The sequence below is a fragment of the Lapidilactobacillus achengensis genome (genome assembly GCF_003946655.1).
GTDB classification, from domain to species: domain Bacteria; phylum Bacillota; class Bacilli; order Lactobacillales; family Lactobacillaceae; genus Lapidilactobacillus; species Lapidilactobacillus achengensis.
The window spans coordinates 98,761-116,794 of the sequence record NZ_RHOV01000007.1 but is presented as its reverse complement, the minus strand read 5'-3'; the positions used below and the strand labels follow the sequence as shown (position 1 = coordinate 116,794).

At 49.4% G+C, this 18,034-nt stretch carries 16 protein-coding genes; 9 read left to right on the top strand and 7 right to left on the bottom strand.

The window, feature by feature from the left end; translation table 11 throughout:
- Positions 1 to 269: 269 nt before the first annotated feature.
- Positions 270 to 650 carry a hypothetical protein gene (locus EKM94_RS06035; protein WP_125599000.1) on the bottom strand — a complete coding sequence of 127 codons (381 nt, stop codon included), beginning with the start codon at positions 648 to 650 and terminating at the stop codon, positions 270 to 272.
- Positions 651 to 1,119: 469 nt separating this feature from the next.
- Here EKM94_RS06035 and EKM94_RS06030 point away from each other — a divergent pair, with 469 nt between their 5' ends.
- Together EKM94_RS06030 and EKM94_RS06025 are read left to right on the top strand one after the other, a co-directional pair.
- A complete protein-coding gene (locus EKM94_RS06030) occupies positions 1,120 to 2,883 on the top strand; it encodes an ABC transporter ATP-binding protein (protein WP_125598997.1) in 1,764 nt (587 codons plus the stop codon).
- Positions 2,870 to 4,600: an ABC transporter ATP-binding protein gene (locus tag EKM94_RS06025; RefSeq protein WP_225422172.1), complete on the top strand. Its 1,731-nt coding sequence runs from the start codon at positions 2,870 to 2,872 to the stop codon at positions 4,598 to 4,600. The genes EKM94_RS06030 and EKM94_RS06025 overlap by 14 nt, the downstream gene beginning before the upstream one ends.
- A gap of 57 nt (positions 4,601 to 4,657) precedes the next feature.
- Here EKM94_RS06025 and EKM94_RS06020 read toward each other — a convergent pair whose 3' ends face one another.
- On the bottom strand, positions 4,658 to 5,263 hold the full coding sequence (locus EKM94_RS06020; RefSeq protein ID WP_225422171.1) for a sugar O-acetyltransferase: 606 nt from the start codon (positions 5,261 to 5,263) through the stop codon (positions 4,658 to 4,660).
- A 219-nt stretch (positions 5,264 to 5,482) separates the two neighbouring features.
- Between EKM94_RS06020 and EKM94_RS06015 the strand changes: the two genes are divergently transcribed.
- A complete protein-coding gene (locus EKM94_RS06015; RefSeq protein WP_125598992.1) occupies positions 5,483 to 5,707 on the top strand; it encodes a DUF2187 domain-containing protein in 225 nt (74 codons plus the stop codon).
- Between the two features lie 143 nt (positions 5,708 to 5,850).
- Here the strand turns inward: EKM94_RS06015 and EKM94_RS06010 are convergent, their stop codons facing one another.
- Positions 5,851 to 7,383, bottom strand: a complete 1,533-nt coding sequence (locus tag EKM94_RS06010) for a multicopper oxidase family protein (protein WP_125598989.1) — start codon at positions 7,381 to 7,383, stop codon at positions 5,851 to 5,853.
- Positions 7,384 to 7,510: 127 nt separating this feature from the next.
- Positions 7,511 to 7,687 carry a hypothetical protein gene (locus tag EKM94_RS12355; RefSeq protein ID WP_164511127.1) on the bottom strand — a complete coding sequence of 59 codons (177 nt, stop codon included), beginning with the start codon at positions 7,685 to 7,687 and terminating at the stop codon, positions 7,511 to 7,513.
- Positions 7,688 to 8,016: 329 nt separating this feature from the next.
- On the opposite strand from EKM94_RS12355, the gene EKM94_RS12350 reads away from it, so the two are divergent.
- Positions 8,017 to 8,190, top strand: coding sequence for a hypothetical protein (locus EKM94_RS12350; protein ID WP_164511126.1), 174 nt, complete (start codon positions 8,017 to 8,019; stop codon positions 8,188 to 8,190).
- A 128-nt stretch (positions 8,191 to 8,318) separates the two neighbouring features.
- Here the strand turns inward: EKM94_RS12350 and spxB are convergent, their stop codons facing one another.
- Positions 8,319 to 10,055 (bottom strand): pyruvate oxidase, encoded by a 1,737-nt coding sequence (gene spxB, locus EKM94_RS06005; protein ID WP_125598987.1) that lies wholly within the window; start codon positions 10,053 to 10,055, stop codon positions 8,319 to 8,321.
- An 813-nt stretch (positions 10,056 to 10,868) separates the two neighbouring features.
- On the opposite strand from spxB, the gene EKM94_RS06000 reads away from it, so the two are divergent.
- The 4 genes from EKM94_RS06000 to EKM94_RS05985 all read left to right on the top strand — a co-directional run bounded on the left by EKM94_RS06000 (position 10,869) and on the right by EKM94_RS05985 (position 14,276).
- A complete protein-coding gene (locus EKM94_RS06000; protein WP_125598984.1) occupies positions 10,869 to 11,057 on the top strand; it encodes a hypothetical protein in 189 nt (62 codons plus the stop codon).
- Positions 11,058 to 11,293: 236 nt separating this feature from the next.
- Positions 11,294 to 12,997 (top strand): M3 family oligoendopeptidase, encoded by a 1,704-nt coding sequence (locus EKM94_RS05995; protein WP_125598981.1) that lies wholly within the window; start codon positions 11,294 to 11,296, stop codon positions 12,995 to 12,997.
- 32 nt (positions 12,998 to 13,029) lie between these two features.
- Positions 13,030 to 13,707: a 2,3-bisphosphoglycerate-dependent phosphoglycerate mutase gene (locus EKM94_RS05990; RefSeq protein WP_125598978.1), complete on the top strand. Its 678-nt coding sequence runs from the start codon at positions 13,030 to 13,032 to the stop codon at positions 13,705 to 13,707.
- 377 nt (positions 13,708 to 14,084) lie between these two features.
- On the top strand, positions 14,085 to 14,276 hold the full coding sequence (locus tag EKM94_RS05985) for a hypothetical protein (protein ID WP_125598975.1): 192 nt from the start codon (positions 14,085 to 14,087) through the stop codon (positions 14,274 to 14,276).
- Positions 14,277 to 14,609: 333 nt separating this feature from the next.
- Here EKM94_RS05985 and EKM94_RS05980 read toward each other — a convergent pair whose 3' ends face one another.
- Together EKM94_RS05980 and EKM94_RS05975 are read right to left on the bottom strand one after the other, a co-directional pair.
- Positions 14,610 to 15,953 (bottom strand): C1 family peptidase, encoded by a 1,344-nt coding sequence (locus EKM94_RS05980; RefSeq protein WP_125598972.1) that lies wholly within the window; start codon positions 15,951 to 15,953, stop codon positions 14,610 to 14,612.
- A 229-nt stretch (positions 15,954 to 16,182) separates the two neighbouring features.
- Positions 16,183 to 16,584, bottom strand: coding sequence for a winged helix-turn-helix transcriptional regulator (locus EKM94_RS05975; protein WP_125598969.1), 402 nt, complete (start codon positions 16,582 to 16,584; stop codon positions 16,183 to 16,185).
- Between the two features lie 97 nt (positions 16,585 to 16,681).
- On the opposite strand from EKM94_RS05975, the gene EKM94_RS05970 reads away from it, so the two are divergent.
- A complete protein-coding gene (locus EKM94_RS05970) occupies positions 16,682 to 17,644 on the top strand; it encodes a 2-hydroxyacid dehydrogenase family protein (protein ID WP_125598966.1) in 963 nt (320 codons plus the stop codon).
- Positions 17,645 to 18,034: the final 390 nt, after the last annotated feature.

Below are 18,034 nucleotides of genomic sequence, written 5' to 3'. Positions count from 1 at the left end.
GTTAACAATTCTGTGTTGATTTGTTGTAGAATAGATTTCAAGAGCGATTCCTCCTAGAAAGTTGTTTTGTCAATTACTATTCTAGCATAAAGGGAATCGCTCCCTTTTTATCTTCAACAATTCCACCCACTTAAACTTTACGCCAACGCTAAGCCGGCTGACCCTGCGCTTGGAGGCCATGAGGTCAGTGTCATCAATAGCAGGAAAAGACCGGCAAACAATTGTTTGCCGGCAAAGGTGTGACGTTATGGAAGCGAGAAAAGTCAGACTTATTTATTTAATTCGAAACTTGCCTGTTGATGAAGGCCAACCAGACTTGTCGCGGTAGTGATCAGACCGATCGAAGCACTAACGATCAGGCTTAACGTCCGGCGCTGATCGGTTTGCAGTAACGCGCCGATAATGGTGGCGATGAACAACACCATCAAACTAATCAAAGCAATTTTCCCAACGATTTGCGGCAGGCGCCACCAGGCATAGCCGATGATCAACGAGAGGATGACCAAGAGAATTAAAAGGAAGACCAACCAGAAACGAGGAATTCGTTTAACTAGGGTGATCAAGCCAATATTTTCATTCGTACTTAACAACACGCCGATACTGGTTAGCGAGAGTATCGAGATGCCAATTGGTAGCTGTCGCTTGAACATGGTGGGCTCCTTTTTTTGAAACGTGTTCGCCACCCCAGCACTTTCCTCTTAGCTACGCGATTGTTTCGGAAGCATGGTGCGGCTTTCAAAACAATTGCTAGGCTAATGCTCAAGCGCTACCCGGGTTGGCTCACACTCTGATTTGAAACGTGTTCGCCACCCCAGCTTCTTGCGCTTAACTACGCCAGGCTTCTGGCGGCCGAGCCCAGCCGCCAAAATCCTGGCTAGGTTAATGCTCGGAAGCTACCCGGGGTGGCTCACACTCTTGATTTCTTATTACTATTTTAATTATCGTTGAATTCGCGGTCACTGTCGTCCGCCAAAAGTCGCAGTTGCCTCACTTCTTTAGCCGGAGTGTGGACTTGGTTTTAGGGGAATAACGGTGTGGTTATGGGGCGAAGTCTTTTTTTTTACTGGTGGGCGCGGTAAGATGAGTATACGAGTTAGCTGCTATTAGGGAGGAATCTTTGTGTGGAAATTGCGCGGGTATCTGGGACCTTATCGTCGCCAAGCGATCCTGGGTGCTTGTTTTAAGTTCATTGAAGTGATTTGTGAGCTGATGTTGCCAAGCTTGATGGCGATCATTGTTGATCAAGGGGTCAAACAGCGGGATTCGCGGTTTGTTTGGCATTATGGGCTGCTGATGATGGCGATCGCTGTTTTGGGCTTTGGCTCAGCGTCGGTTTGTCAGTATTTCGCTGCCCGGTCCGCCCAAGGATTTGGGACGGATCTGCGTCGTGATCTTTTTAAGAAAATCAGTGGGCTATCCTATCAACAACAAGATCAATTTGGGACGGCCACGTTGACGACGCGGCTGACCAATGATGTCAATCAGTTGCAAGTTTGGACGGCGATGATGATCCGACAAGTTTCGCGGGCGCCGTTTATGATCTTAGGGTCATTGTTGATGGCCTTTATTTTGGATTGGCGCTTGGCCCTGGTATTACTGGTGGCGACGCCTGTATTAGGCGGGGTCGTCTACTGGCTGACTACTCGGATGTCACCGTTATATCGCCGTTATCAACATCAATTGGATCAGCTCTCAGCCGTGGTCAAGGAGAATCTAAGCGGCGTGCGCGTGATTCGGGCCTTTACCAAAATGAAAATGGAAGCTCATAAATTTCATCAGGCCAATGATGAGATCACTACCACGGGTTTACGGATCGGGCGGCTGTCTGCCTTGTACAATCCCTTGACTGGTTTGGTCGTCAACCTGATGATCGTGGTCATTTTGTGGTTTAGTGGCGCGCGGGTCAATGGGGGCACCTTGGCGCAAGGGACTGTGTTGGCTTTGATCAACTATGTCAATATGATTTTAGCGGCGATTCTGATGCTGTCGAACTTGGTGATCCTGATGACCAAGGCGATGGCGTCGGGCGAACGGGTCAACGAGATCTTGGCGATGGCCGCTAGTGAGGATGCCACCACCACTGAACAAATTGACCTTGCCACCGAGACGGCGACGACGATCGCTTTGGATCAGGTTCAATTTTACTTTCCTGACAGTCAAGGCCAACGGGGTGCGGCGATCTTGCAAACACTGAGTTTCGCGCTGAACCAAGGGGAAACCATTGGCATTATTGGCGGGACCGGCGCCGGCAAGTCGACACTTTTGAACTTATTGCCTCGTTTTTACCGGCCGACCAGTGGGAAAATCAGCCTGTTCGGACAGGACGCCCAGACGATTCCACTGCGCCAGTTACGGGGGCTGTTTGCGCTTGTGCCCCAGGAAACTATGCTCTTTACCGGAACGATTCGTAGTAATTTGCAATGGGGCGCGCCTCAAGCCACCGACACCCAATTATGGCAAGCTTTGACGACAGCGCAAGCGGCGGAATTCGTTCGGACTTTGCCAGCGGGCTTGGACGCGCCAGTGGAGCGGGGCGGTCGTAATTTCTCCGGCGGTCAGAAGCAACGTTTGACGATCGCGCGCGCTTTGGTCAAACAGGCCCCGTTCTTATTATTAGACGATGCTACCAGCGCGCTGGATTATTTGACTGAGGCCAATTTCTTACGGGATCTGCGCCAACAAAATTGGCAAAAGAACACCTTACTGGTGACTCAACGCATTGGGACCGTGGCTCATTGTGATCGGGTGCTGGTTTTGCGCAATGGTCAGCTTGTCGGCTTTGATACCCATGCGGCCTTGTTGGCGACGAACCAGTTCTATCAAGAATTAGTCGCCAGTCAATTAGATCAAGATAAGGTAGGTGACCAGCATGCCCGTCTTTAAGCGTTTATTAGGTTATTTCGACCAGAAAAGATATTTGTTCGGTGCGGCCGCTGGTTTAACGATCGGCGCGGTGGTAGGTACCTTGATCGCGCCAGTCTTGGTGGGTCAAACGATTGACCAGCTCTTGGGTCGCGGGCAGGTTGATTTCGCGCGGCTTGATCAAGATCTCCTGCTGCTATTGGGTTTATATTTGGCCAGCAATCTGTTCCTTTGGCTGGCGACTTGGTTCTCCAATACCGTGGCTTATGCTGGTGTCAATCAAATCCGGCGGCAACTTTTTACCAAAATCGGTTCCTTGCCTTTGCGGTTCTTTGATAGCAACCCTCATGGCGATGTGACCAGCCGGTTCGTTAACGATGTGGAAGTGATCTCGGATGGTGTCTTGCAAGGCCTGTTGACCACGTTACAGGCGATCTTTACGATCATTGGCGCCATCATTATTATGGTGCGCTTAGATTGGGTGATGGCGCTAATGGTGTTGATCACCGCGCCACTGTCATTCATCACCACAAGAGTGATCACCACACGCTCGCAAGGCTATTTCAAGGAGCAGGCTGATGATCTAGGCACATTGAATGGCTATGTGGAAGAAACAATCTCCGGCTTGAAAATCGCTCAGGCTTTTCAGCAAGAAGAGCCCAGCCGCGCTCATTTTGAAGCGCTGAATCAACAATTGTATCAGACCGGCTTCAAATCACAGTTCATTTCCTCCTTCGCCAATCCGTCGGCGCGGGCCATCAATAATATCATGTACGCCATCATTGGCATGGTCGGTGGCTTACGGGTGATCGGCGGCCAGATCAGTGTGGGCGAGATCTCTAGCTTCCTGATATTCGCAACGATTTTTGGAAAACCGTTTAGCGACTTTACGAGCTTGACGAGCCAATTTCAGTCCGCCTACGCTTCGGCGAAACGGATCTTCAAGATTATTGATCTAACCGCGGAAATTCCGGATCCCACCCCCGCCCAACAGATCGACCACGTTCAAGGGGCGGTAGCTTTCCACCATGTGGCCTTTAGTTACGAACCGACCCAACGTTTGATCACAGACCTGAGCTTGCAGGTGCGTCCAGGTCAACAAGTGGCGATCGTCGGTCAAACCGGCGCCGGGAAAACCACGCTGGTCAACTTACTGATGCGTTTCTATGATGTGACAGCGGGCCAGATCACGTTAGATGGCGTTGATATTCGCCAGCTGACGCGGCAAAATCTGCGGCAACAATTTGGACTTGTTCTTCAGGATACCTGGCTGTTTGCTGGAACGATCCGCGAGAACATTGCTTTCGGTAAACCTGAGGCCACTTTGGCGGAGATCAAGCAAGTCGCGGCTGAAAGTGGCGTTGCCGAATTCATCGAGCAGTTGCCGCGAGGTTACGAAACACCGTTGCAGGCGGCGACAGATAGCTTATCAGTGGGTCAACGGCAACTGTTGACGATCGCGCGGGTGATGTTGGCCAATCCTCCGATGCTGATCTTGGATGAAGCTACCAGCAATATTGACACTTATACCGAGGCCAAGATCCAACAGGCGTTTAACAAACTGACCGCAGGCCGTACGAGTTTCGTGATCGCCCACCGACTTTCAACGATTCGCCAGGCCGATTTGATTTTGGTGATGGATCATGGGCAAGTGATTGAGCAGGGGACCCACCAAGAACTGTTGGCGGCCCAAGGTTATTACGCTCAACTGTACCAAAGTCAATTCGCGCCCGCTTAGCACACGTAGCAAAAAAGCACTCGACTGCTAGTTGTCGAGTGCTTTTTAGGTAAATCTTTAATCGATTGTCGGATCATAGCCAGTTTGGTCGGCTGCGGTGATGGCTCGCAAAACGCGGGCCGGATTACCCACCGCGATCACATTGGCCGGCAAATCTTTGGTCACGACGCTACCAGAGCCGACGATGGTGTTGGCGCCAATGGTCACCCCGGGATTAACGGTCACCCCGCCACCGAGCCATACGTGATCACCGATCGTAATTGGTTTGGCGTAGCAAGCGCCAGCCACTCGCTCCCGAGCGTCGCTGGCATGGTTGGAAGTGTAGAGGCTGACGCGTGGTCCAAACAGAACATGATCACCGATCGTAATCTCGGCGCCATCTAGCATAATGCAATCGAAGTTCGCGTAGAAGTTCGCGCCCACACTGATATTGTCGCCAAATTCGCAGCGGAAGTTGGGTTCAAAGAAGGCCGCCGTCCCCACTTTTTTCAAAAGTTGACGTAAAAGAGCTTGACGCGTGGCCGCCGGTTGACCGACGCTTTGATTGTAAGCGTTGGTTTTCTGGACGGCCAAAGCCCGCGCCTGAACCAATTCGGGACGTAAATCATTATACATGGCACCAACGCGCATTTGCGCACGCTGGGTCGCTAAATCTTTCTCCATTTGTTTGGACCTACCTTTTTTCAATTTAAGGATCGCAAAATCAACAAGTGGTGGGCGCAGAGCCGGACTTGACCAACCAACTTCAGCGACCTACCTCGCCAAAAGTAAAGTTGAAAGCGGAATAATGACGATTTCTGCGCAGAACCATTGTGTTTCTCTAAGAAACATGATATAACATTAAACGATTTATTGTAATGGTAAAAGGAAGTTGGTGTTGACGTGGTAACAGGTTCAGAATTAGCAATCGGCGAGAAGATCAGTGTCCGCAAGAGTCAAGACGTCCCCCTGAGCTTTAAAGGAACGATTACCAAGGTTTACGAAAATTCGGCCTTAGTTTCGATCGATAGCTTCGATGATCAGTACAAGGAAGTTGTTGCTGATCTACAAAATAAAACGGTTGTTGGCTTTAAGCACATTCGTTTAGTAAATAAAACAGAGAAGTAAGCAAAAGTAAAACCTGGACTGCGGCGATGACCGCAACTCCAGGTTTTTATTTGTTTGGGCACAGCCTCGCGCGTCAACCAGGCGCGGGTGACCCTTGATTCACGCGGAGGCGCGGGTCCCTGAGGCCGCAGTGGCGCGAGAAATTACATGTGCATCTTCATTTTCTCGTAGGAGCCCATGCCGCCGAGCCACAGATCCTTCATTTCGACGCCGCGTTCGTCCGCGAAAGCCTGCATCATCTTGTGATGGTCCATTAGATCGTATTGAACTGCTGGCTTTTCGGGATCGAATACCTCCAGTTGCGCCATCATACCACCATCTTCGTGTTCCAAAATATGACAGTGATACATAAAGACCCCAGTTACATTGAACCAAACCTTGATTTGAACGTGTTCGCCAGGATTCAGGCTGACCACATCTTTGAGCCCAGTTTCGTTAGGATAGGGGGCGTGACCATTGCGGGAGATCACCTTGAAGCCCGTGCCGTGCATATGGAAGGGATGGATCATGCCACCCATTTCATCATTGGTATTTTCAATGTCCCAGATCTGACACTTATGCCAAGGCATACGATAGTCGATCCGATCCATCACAAATTTTGTTCCATCGATCATGACCGCTTCATCCATGCCGGACAAAACAACTTTCTTGATCGGCATTTCTGGATCAGCGTCTGGGACGGCTAAATCTAGCAAATGTTCCGGCAGCGGCCGTGAGTCTGGTTGAAAGTCTTGGATCCGGAAAGTCAACAATGGGGTTTCGTCAGAGTAAAGCGTCACTTCATCCCCGGGCTGATATTGACCGAAATCAACGACGAATTCCTGCCGCTCTGCGCAAGTGATCATCACATGAGTCATCGCGACCGGCTCTGGCAACAGACTCGCGTCGCCAGCAATTTGGACCAGTGGCAGGTCATCACTTAAATGGAGCCGCCACTCCCGCCGATTGGCACCATCAAGGATCCGTAGCCGTACCTTTTGGGTCGTGACATTGAAATAGGGGTTGACTGTCCCGTTGACCAGCGCAGTTGGCCCTTGGACCCCATCTGGATCGTAATCCGCCCGATAATCCCACTGATTATCCTCATGGAAACGCCGATCCTGCAAAATAACCGGAATATCATCCACGCCATAATCACGAGGAAGTGGCAAACTGGCCTCGTGCGCGTCTTGAACGATCGCCAGCGCCGCTAACCCATGATAAACTTGAGCCGCCGTTTCCGGGCAAGGATGGGCATGTAACCAATTCGTTGACGCCATTTGTTGGACCTTAAAGGCCACATCCCGACTACCATCCGGATAAACCGGCGCGTGACAGCCACCATCCTCGATGGGACCAGGAATATCAAGCCCATGCCAGTGAAATGTGGTCAACTCAGGTAAATGATTGACCAAGTGTAAATGGATCGTTTGACCATTCTGAAAAACAGCCGTTTGCCCAAGAAAGGGCGCATTGAACCCCCAAGTCCTCGTCGGCGCTCCAGGCAACATTTGTACCGAACCAGTTTGTGCCGTGATCGTGTAATAAACATCGTTTCCTTCAACACGATCAGGTTGCAACAGTTCTGGAATCCGTAACGGTTGCGGCGCCGTATTCGAAGTTTCTAATGGGACATAACCCGCGTCATGGGTGTTGAATGCCGGTTCATCGAAAAAATAATCAGTATAAGTTTTCATCAAAATACCCCTTTCAACGATCATTCAATTCTAATGTCATGGTACCGCAATCATCTGATAAATGAAAGCCGGACCAATTTCGTGGCATCGTTTGGAAACTGTCCGGTTCCTATTCTTAAACCTGCGCTTAATTGCCGGTGTGGGTGGGTGTTGCGCGTGAGCGCAACCGCCTCAGGACGTTTGTCGTGGCTGGAACGCGGTGGGCACTGTTTTGAGCCAATCCGCAAGCCCGGCGGCTTGTCTCAAAATCAGGCCTTATTCTAAGCGATAAATCGCTAAGAATAATCTCACCGCTGAGCCACACGTCCTGAGGCGGTTGCTAGGCAGAATCGAGCTTATCGGCAATCGAAGCGAAGAATTTGACGGAGTGCTTTTGCAAGATAGAGGTCAAACCATTGCCCCTTTTTTGTGGTGGTACGGCAATGCCAACGGATTTGTATTAGAAGATCGGTACATTTCGGATAGTGCAGACAGCTTTATCTCACTTACCTAAGATGGTTTGAGTTGGAAAGCCAACCGATTCAGTTGATTCGCTGAGAACTAGACCTGTTCATCAGGCAGATTTTACTGGTGTCACCAATTTAAGACTTGTAACCACTAACCACGGCCGTCAACTGCGGGGCTCCCCATCAATTGACCATAGCTTGCCAATTTGGCGTGAGTGCTCAAACGACTGTTATAACGTTGAGCGGCTGGAGCGGAGAAATTCGGGGTGAGATCGCCGTGAAATTGTCCTTGGCGGCTTTGCCGCTTAGGACAAGGCTCAGCTTTGAGATTTTCGGCGCCCTTCCGAAAAGCTCAAAGTGACGCCCACAGCGAGCTCACCCCGAATTTCGCAGCGCAAGCTGCGACCAGCCTACTTTAGAAGAGATCAAGCCAAGCAAATCCACCAACAAAAAAACGCCCTGATCAGTGATCAGAGCGCAATGGAAAAATTATTTTTCGTAGTCCTTGAGGAACTTACTAAATGGAATCAAAGCTTGTGATTGGTAAGTCTCGTTGAATTTGTCGATCGCCGCCTGATCAAACTTCTCTGGATCCAGTTGCAATTGTTCCACCGGCAACGGCCGTTCATCGGCGATTTTCACATCGATCACCACTGGTTCAGTGGCATCTTTCGCGAAATTGAAGGCGTTCAACAACTCTTGATGATTATGGACGGTGAACCCTTTAACACCATAACCTTCGGCGACTTTACCAAAATCAACGTCATCAATGTCAACGCCATAATGACTTTGCTTGGTATCATCTTGCTCGGCCTTGATGAAGCCGAATGCGTGGTTACTGAGAACTACATTGATGATCGGTAAATGGTACTTCGCTTGGGTGACCAGATCTTGGGCGACCATCGCAAAGCCGCCGTCACCACTGATCGAGAAGACTTGACGATCAGGATAACTCAGTTGCGCGGCGATACCAGCGGGCAGGCCATAACCCATGGTCGCGAACCAGCCAGAAGTGGTGAACTTTTGCTTCGGGTTCATTTTCAGGAAACGTAAGCTGTCAATGGTAACGTTACCCACGTCGATGTTGAAAATCGCGTCTTTCTTCGCGATCCGATTGATTTGGGCGAAGACAGGTTCTGGTCGCAATGGCGCTTTGGTTTCTTGCTCCATGGAAGCGACCCAGTCATGCCAATTCTCGTTATTAGCGATGTTCGCCCGATACCAGCCAGTTTCAGGTTGTTCGGTACCTGCGGCAACTAAAGCGCGCAGGGTCGCTTTGGCATCGGCCAAAATCGGCAAATCGGTCCGATGGCGCTTGCTGAATTTCGTGCTGTCGATGTCGACTTGAATAAAGGTCGCCTTGGGATCAAAGAAGAATTTTGCGAAAGGATAGTCACTCCCGACGAACAAAATCAAATCGGCATTTTGTAACGCTTCAACAGATGGCTTGGTTGCTACCCGTCCAGCCGAAGCTAAGTAAGCCGGATTTTTGTCGGGGACGATGCCCTTGGCCAAAGCAGAGGAAGCAATCGGCAGTTTGTACATTTTCGCGAAAGTTTCGATTTCCTCGGTGGCGCCTTTCGTACCTAAACCAACGTAAAGGATGGGATGCTTAGCGGTGGTGATCAACCGCAAAGTCTCCGCAATATCCTTGGCTTCTGGTTGCGGGTAATTGACCCGATAACTAGCGGCGGTGGATTCGAAGGTATCGGGAATGTCTTCCCAACCTAGGCTAACGGGGATAGTGACCACGGCGACCCCTTGCTCCTTGTAGGCGTGCTTGATTGCTTGATCGACCACATGGGGGAGTTGCGCCGCAGTCATGACAGTGCGATTGTAGACCGCCACATCACTGAACATTGGGTTTTCATTCATTTCTTGGAAGTAGTCGGTGTTCATGATATCGGCGCCGACTTGCCCAACCAATGCTAAAACAGGAACGTGATCCATTTTGGCGTCATAGAGACCGTTGAATAAATGGGTAGCGCCAGGACCAGCTGAACCAAAGGCAACCCCGATTTTGCCTGTGATCTTGGCGTCAGCCGCCGCGGCGATCGCGCCAACTTCTTCATGACGAACCTGGATATACTTGATTTTGTCCCGTTCACTGAATAACGCGTCCATCGTTGAGTTGAAAGAACCGCCGGGAATACCGTAGATATGGTCGACACCCCAGTCTTCCAGAACCTTGACCATGGCGATACCTGATTTGATTGTTGCTGTCATTACACAAGACCTCCCAAATAACTTATTTAAAGTTAGTATAATCCTTTTGCCGCGAAAAGGGGTCGATTTTGTCTCCCTGATGCAATCGCTTACTGAAAGGGTACCACACTTTTTTACGAGTGGCCGAAAAAAACCCTCCACCCAAATCGAAACAGTGCGAACCGACCCAACCGGTTGCTGGGCAGAATTGAGTTTATCTGCAATCGGAGCGAAATATCGAACGAAGTTGTTATGCGACTAGCGGTCAAAACGATGGGCAACTTCTTGGTTGGTCCGGCAATGTCAACTAATTCTAGAAACTGAGACGCCGTTTTTGATCTTTCACTTAATTGCGGCCGTGGTAGAGTTTGGTTGGAACGCAACCGCCTCAGGACGTTTGTCGTGGCTGGAACGCAGTGGACGCTGTTTTGAGCCAATCCGCAAAGGGCGCGGCTTGTCTCAAAATCAGGTCTTTGTCTAAGTGGCAAAGCCACAAAGACAAATTTCACTGCTGAGCCACACGCCCTGAGGCGGTTGCTAGGCAGAATTGAGCCTAGCTGCAATCGAAGCTAAGGATCTGACGAAGTGCTTTTGCAAGCTAGAGGTCAAAACAATCGTCCATTTTTTAGGTGGTACGGTAATGCCAATGGGTTCGGATTAGTTGGTTGGGACATTTGTGTAGGCTGAACATCTTTACTAGTTTCCGTAACAATCCATAGCTGAAAAGCCGACCGATTCAGGTGATTCATCAAGAACCTGCCTCGGTTCATCAGGCAGACTGTCCCGGTGTCGCCAATTTAAAGCTGGTGACCACTAGCCAAGGTCGTCAATTGCGTGGTTCTCCATACAATTAACGATAGCTTGCCAAATGGCGCGAGTGCTCAAACGACTGTTAAAACGTTGAGCGGCTGGAGCGGAGAAATTCGGGGTGAGATCGCCGTGAAATTGGTCTTAGTGGCTGTGCCACTTAGACCAAGGCTCAGCTTTGAGATTTTCGGCGCCCTTCCGAAAAGCTCAAAGTGACGCCCACAGCGAGCTCACCCCGAATTTCGCAGCGCAGGCCGCGGCCAAGCTACCAAGGCCAATTTCACCACTGATTGCGTCCACACCCACCACGCCTGCGATACTTTTCAAATCAGAACATGGGTTTGCGGGAGCGCATCAAAGGTTGACAGCCGCAAATTCTCGGTTGATCCGCCTCTTGTTCCCCTTTCCCCAGTCGTTTATAATTAAGGAAGAATACGAGGAGGTTAATGCTTATGACAGATTTTGCTAAATTGCCTTACGCTCGTCCCGAGTACGAGCAAGTGGCCCAACAGTATCAAACCCTGATCGCCGCGCTGAAGAACGCCGACGATCCTTTGACCGCCGTTAAGGCCGCCTTGGCGATCAGCCAATTGAACAGTGATGTGGTTTCGCAACAGATGTTGGCTTACATTCGCTTTAGTGTGAATACGCTGGATAAATTCTACGAAGCGGAAAATGATTATTGGAACGAATTTGGTCCCAAATATGACGAATTCACCACTGCCTATTATCAGGCGCTGGTTGACTCACCTTATCGTCAGGCGTTGCGTCAGGAGTTGCCGGAAACTTTATTTGAAATGGCCGAGAATCAAATCAAAACTTTTTCTGCCGCAGTGATTCCGTTATTGCAAGAGAATAATAAAATCAGCAATCAATATTCAACCTTGATTGCGGCGGCGCAGATCGAATTTGATGGTCAGACTTACAATATTAGTCAATTAGGCAAGTTGCGCAATGACCCTGACCGCGATATCCGACGCCGGGCAACGGCAGCGACCACCCAATGGTTCGTCGACCATGAAACAGAATTTGATACGATTTATGACCAGTTGGTGCAGATCCGGACAAAAATCGCCCATCAATTAGGTTATCGCGATTATGCGGCGATGAGTTTTGATTTCATGAACCGTTTCGATTATGACGAAGCTGATGTTGCTAATTACCGCGAAACCATTCGCCAGAAAGTTGTCCCAATCGTCAACAAGTTGATGGCGCGGCAGCAAACACGCTTGGGCTTGGATAACTTGGCCTTTTATGATGAGGGCTACAATTTCCCAAGCGGCAACGCGTTGCCTCAAGGAACCCCAGAAGAATTGGTGGCCAAAGCTAACGAAATGTACCACGAAATGTCGCCAGAGACAGGCAAGTTCTTCCAAATGATGGTCGATGATCACAACTTGGATCTCTTAAGTCATCATGGCAAGCAGGGCGGCGGTTATTGCGAATTCTTGCCGAAATTCAAGACGCCATTTATTTTCGCCAACTTTAATGGCACTTCCGGCGATGTGGATGTGTTGACCCACGAAGCCGGTCATGCGTTCCAAACCTTTATGGCCCAAAATATCAAGGCGTGGGAATGTATTTTTCCAACCAATGAAGCGGCGGAAATTTTCTCCATGAGCATGGAGTTCATCGCTTATCCTTGGATGCCGAAATTCTTTGGCGAGCAAACGACCAAGTATAAATTTGAGCACTTATCCAGCGCCCTGATCTTCTTGCCATATGGTGTGCTGGTCGATCACTTCCAAACTGAAGTTTATCAACATCCTGACTGGACACCAGCCGAGCGAAAGGCCACTTGGCGTCGCCTTGAGAAAATGTATTTGCCTAGTCGTGATTATTCCGATGACCCCGATTTGGATCGGGGCATCTACTGGTATCGTCAAGGCCATATTTTCGAAGCGCCGTTCTACTATATTGACTACACCTTGGCGCAAGTCGTGGCCTTCCAATTCTGGAAACGATTTGAAGTCGATCATGATCCGCAAGCTTGGTCGGATTATCTGGCGATGGCCAAGGCTGGTGGCAGTTTGAGCTTCAATCAGTTGGTGGCGTTAGGCCACTTGCAAAGTCCATTCAAAGATGGCGCTCTCGATGATGTGTTGACAGCCATCGATCAAAATCTAGCGTCCGTCCCTGAATCGGCGTTACAATAGACCCAGTTTAAGGTAAAAGAGGTTTCGAAATCTTGGTAAAACTAGTCCTGATCCGACATGGTGAGAGTACGGCTAATGCGGATGACACTTATACCGGCTGGTCCGATGTTCAACTGACCAATCGCGGCATCGCTCAAGCCCACGCCACCGCCGACTTGCTGGCCGACCTGACCTTCGCGCCGACCACCGTCCACACCTCTGTTTTAGTGCGGGCGATCAAAACGGCGCTGATCATTTGCGCGGATCGTGATTGGCTAGCTTTGCCATTATTGAAAAGTTGGCGGTTGAATGAGCGTCATTATGGCGCGCTACGAGGTCATAACAAACAACAGACCCGGTTAGAATTCGGCGCCCATCAAGTCGCGTTGTGGCGCCGGGATTTCTGGACGGTTCCGCCGTTGTTGGCCGCGCCTGATCACGATCGCCGCTATGCCAAACTTGATCCGCGCTGTTTACCCTTGGGTGAAAGTTTGGCGATGGCCAGCGCGCGGGTGCTCCCATATTATCAAGATGTGGTCGTCCCCGAATTGTTGCAGGGCCATGATCAGCTGATCGTGGCCCATGGCAGCACTTTGCGGGTCTTGCTGAAGTATATTGAACAGTTGTCGCCTCATCAACTGGATGGGGTCGAGGTGGCTAATGGCGAGCCGATCGTTTACGAGTTTGACGCGCACTTGCAGGTCACTGAGAAAATCGTGCTTGGTGAGTAGTGGCTGCTTGATTGCGGGTGTGGTGGGTTTGGTGGGGACGCAACCGCCTCAGGACGTTTGTCGTGGCTGGAACGCGGTGGGCATCGTTTGAAGCCAATTCCAAAAGCGGGAATTGTCTTCAAATCGAGCCTTATTCTAAGCGATAAATCGCTAAGAATAATCTCACCGCTGAGCCACACGTCCTGAGGCGGTTGCTAGGCAGCGTTAAGCCTATCTGCAATCAAGGCGAAGGATTCGACGAAGTGCTTTTGCAAGCTAGAGGTCAAAAAACTGCCCGCTTTTGAGGTGGTACAGCATTACAACGGATTTGGATTAGTAAGGCAGTACATTTCGGATAGTGCCGACAACTCTATCCCACGTGCCTAAGCGCGTTTGGGTTGGCAACCGACCGATTCAGCCGATTTAGCAAGAACTTGTCTTTAGTTCATCAAGCAGGCTATGCTGGTGTCACCAATTTAAAGCTGGTGACCACTAACCACGGTCGTCAATTGTATGGCTCCTCATCTATTGGCCATAGCTTGCCAGTCGGCGTGAGTGCTCAAACGACTGCTATAACGTTGAGCGGCTGAAGCGGAGCGTGGCGTTGGTGGTGCGTTTATCCGTTTGGCGGAAGGTCGGGCTGGGGGTGAGTCAGCCGCGATATTATTCTTGGCGGCTTTGCCGCTTAGAATAAGGCTCAGCTTTGAGATTCGCACGGGTTTCGCGAAGCTCTAAGTGATGCCCGCAGCGTTCCACCACCCCCAGCCCGACCTGGAGCCCTACTACACTTGTCCACCACCAACGCCACGCGCAGCGCAAGCCGCGGACATCATACTTTCGCAGCGCAAGCCAAACACCAGCAAATTTTGCGATAAAGAAAAACCATGTCAAAAGCGACATGGTTTTTTTGATGAAGATTTAAATTAAAGCGCCAAAGCACCCATTGGATCCCAAGGCTTCAGAACAGTCGGATTGTCATGTTCGTCAGCAACAACCTTTTGTAAGTCAGCTGATAAGAACTTCTTGTCGATGACAACTTGGTAAACGAATTCATCAAACCAAGCGTCACTCATCACGAAGTAGCCCTTGAAACCAGGCTTGTCACCCCATGAGTTCTCAACCTTCCACTTAGTTGGTTGGCCATTGACCAAGTCAACGCCAGTGATCACCATGGCGTGAGTCATCAAGCTTTCGCCGTGGTCCAAACGTTCAGCCTTGGTCATTGAAAGATCAACATCTAAGGTTTCGCCGGTTTGGTAAACTTCAGTATCCAAGATACCAGCTTGGCGATCGGAGATTTTGCCAACATCAGAACCAAACCAAACTGTTTCGCCAGCTTGTAATTGCTTGATCGTTAAGGCTTTGAAATCGTCAATGCTTAAGTTCAAGTGACGGACTTGACGACCGCCAACCACGTTACCCAATAAATCGACTGTATAAACATGGTTGAAAGGCTTGTCAGCCGTTGGGGAGTTGATCAGGGAGATATGATCTTCAAGATCAAGACCAACGAACTTCTCATAGAAACTCTTTGGTGTCAATCCAGCTTCACGGTGATAAACTTTGTCACTGTCTGTATATTCCCAGTCAAATTGAACCGGTGGTTTGCCCAAAGTAAAGACCAAAATACGATAAACTTCATTGAGCATCTTGTCTTTAGCAGCGGCAATCGCGTCAGCAGTCGCTTTGTCAGCAACCAATTGGCGTAATTCAACCGCGTCTTTACGCAATTTAGTGTTCAAAGTTGTGTTCAGTTCGCTTGATTTTGAGCTGTTGTAGGTCTCAGGCATAACATCCTTCGGCACTAAACCATATTTTTCGATCAAGGCGCACAGCATATCCCATTGGCCACCATCTTGTTGAGGTGTTGCCAAAAGGAAGTCAACTTTGCGATCGCCTAATGGCAGGTCAGCTGTTGCAATCACATGTTCCAAGAACCAGTTTGATTTCTCAAATTTATCCCAGAAGTTGGTGTAGTTTTGGGACAATTCGAATCCCTTCAACTTCAATTGATCTTGTAATGGATGGCGCATCGTGTTCAATGCGGCGAACATCCAGCAACGACCAGATTGTTTCTGGTTAGCAACGTCACCAGTTTGGATCTCCACGGAGAAGTTTGGTGTCATTGCCACATCAGCGGCGATGTTCCGGCTCGCAGCCAGGATACCATTGTGGGCAACCGCATTGGCTGTCGCGTTTGATTTTGGCAATTCAGCAAAATCTTGGGCAAATTTTTCAATATTTGCGCTGGTAATTTCTTTACTCATTAAGTCAACCTCCAAAATTTCAAAATTCAATTATATGTTATCCTATTTTAGCACAATAGTCTAATGATTTTTTAATTATTGTCAAAGTAAGCGCGAATTATCAATCGTTGATCGCCAAACAATGATGAGAAAACGCTCTCACAAGCTAACCGTGCTTCCACAGTCCATCGTTTTCAGGAAGACTTTTGAACTGCCAGTAGCAATTGGTATCCTGATCAACCGCGATCGATCATGATTTTTTGGGATCGCCTAGACTAAAGGTGATCTTATCCAACTGCAATTCGCTTAAACGTTGGTCTCCCCAGGCGTACATCGCATCAATGATCGGGAGCAATGATCGCCCCAGCGGCGTCAAAGAATAGACCGTTTTCGTTCTTGGCCCAGCCTCCTCCTGACGATCGAGTAGCCCATCCGCCACCAGTTCCTTCAGTTTTTTGGCGAGTTCTTTGTGTGAGGCCTGGGGTAATAATCGTTGCAATTCATAAAAATAATAAGCGCCGTCATGGCCCAAGTGGTAAATCAGATTGATTTTCCATTTACCACTGAACATGGCTAAAGTGAACTCTTTGCGGCAACTGTAGTCACCATCTTCCAGTTTCTTGAGGACATCTTGACGAATTAAGTCGGTCAAAGCAAGGACTCCTTTCTGTGGTAACTTTAAAGTGCGTTATTGTCAGTTTGATTGCCAGCACTTATGATGGGTTTAGCCAATCTAAGGAGGCCATTTTATGAAAAAAGTATATGTATCCGCACAATTGCCAGCACTTGCGCTGGACAAATTACAGAAAAACCATTTAGCGGTGGCAGTCTATCAAGGTGAAGGCTTGATTAGCCACGCCGAATTATTAGCTCAGGTCCGGGATGTCGATTTTCTGATTACGACCCTTTCGACCGAAGTTGACGCAGCAATCATCGATGCGGCGCCTCAGCTGAAACTAATCGCCAATTTTGGCGCCGGCTTCAACAATATTGACGTCGACTATGCCAAATCCAAAGGCGTCCTAGTTTCCAATACACCGCAAGTCTCAACAAATTCAGTGACAGAACTGACAATTGGGTTGATTTTGGCCCTAAGTCATCGAATCGTTGAAGGTGATCATCAAATGCGGGAATCAGGTTTCCCTGGCTGGGCGCCGCTGTATTTTCTAGGCCATGAAATATCGGGCAAATCATTGGGCATTGTTGGTCTAGGCAATATCGGCCGTGAAATCGCTAAGAAGGCCACGGCGTTGGGCATGCACGTTTCCTATTTCTCACCTCGACGGCTCAGCGCGGCGGATGAAAATGCCCTTGAAGTCAACTATAAATCATTTGCGGACTTGATTCAAACAAGTGACTACATCAGCATTAACGCGCCGCTGACGCCGCAAACCTACCATCAATTTGACGCGGGTGTATTTGCACAGATGAAGTCAACGGCGGCGTTGATCAATGTTGGTCGCGGACCGATCGTTGATGAAGCAGCGCTCCTGCAGGCTTTAAAGGTTCACCAAATCGGTGGCGCGGCCCTTGACGTATATGAAAACGAACCCGAATTTGATGCCGGCTTCAAGACGTTGAAGAATGTTATTTTAACACCTCATATTGGTAACGCCACCGTGGAAGCCCGTGATGCCATGGCCGCGATTGTCGCCAATAATGTCATCTTAATGAATCAAGGCGAGCAACCAAAATTCGTTGTCAATCGGTAATTTTATTAGGCAGAATTCGGTCGATTCGTGAAGATTGGGGGTGGGGTCCGTCAATCCGCGTCCCTGACTACTGAACTTACCTTGATATCAGTCAGCGTGACTGTTCAAATGACTAAAATAACTGACTAAAATAACGTTGAGCGGCTGGAGCGGAGCGCTTCGGGGTAAGATCGCCGTGAGATCGCCGTGAAATTGTCCATAGTGGCTATGCCACTTAGGACAAGGCCTGATTTTAAGACTCGCGTATCTTGCGAGGCTTAAAACAGCGCCCACAGCGAGCTCACCCCGAAGCGCGCAGCGCAAGTCGCGGTCAAACTTTTTTTATCCCACAGCCCACACGTCGTCCAACGAAATCAGCACCACCAATAGTCCCGCCTTGTTATCTCAGAT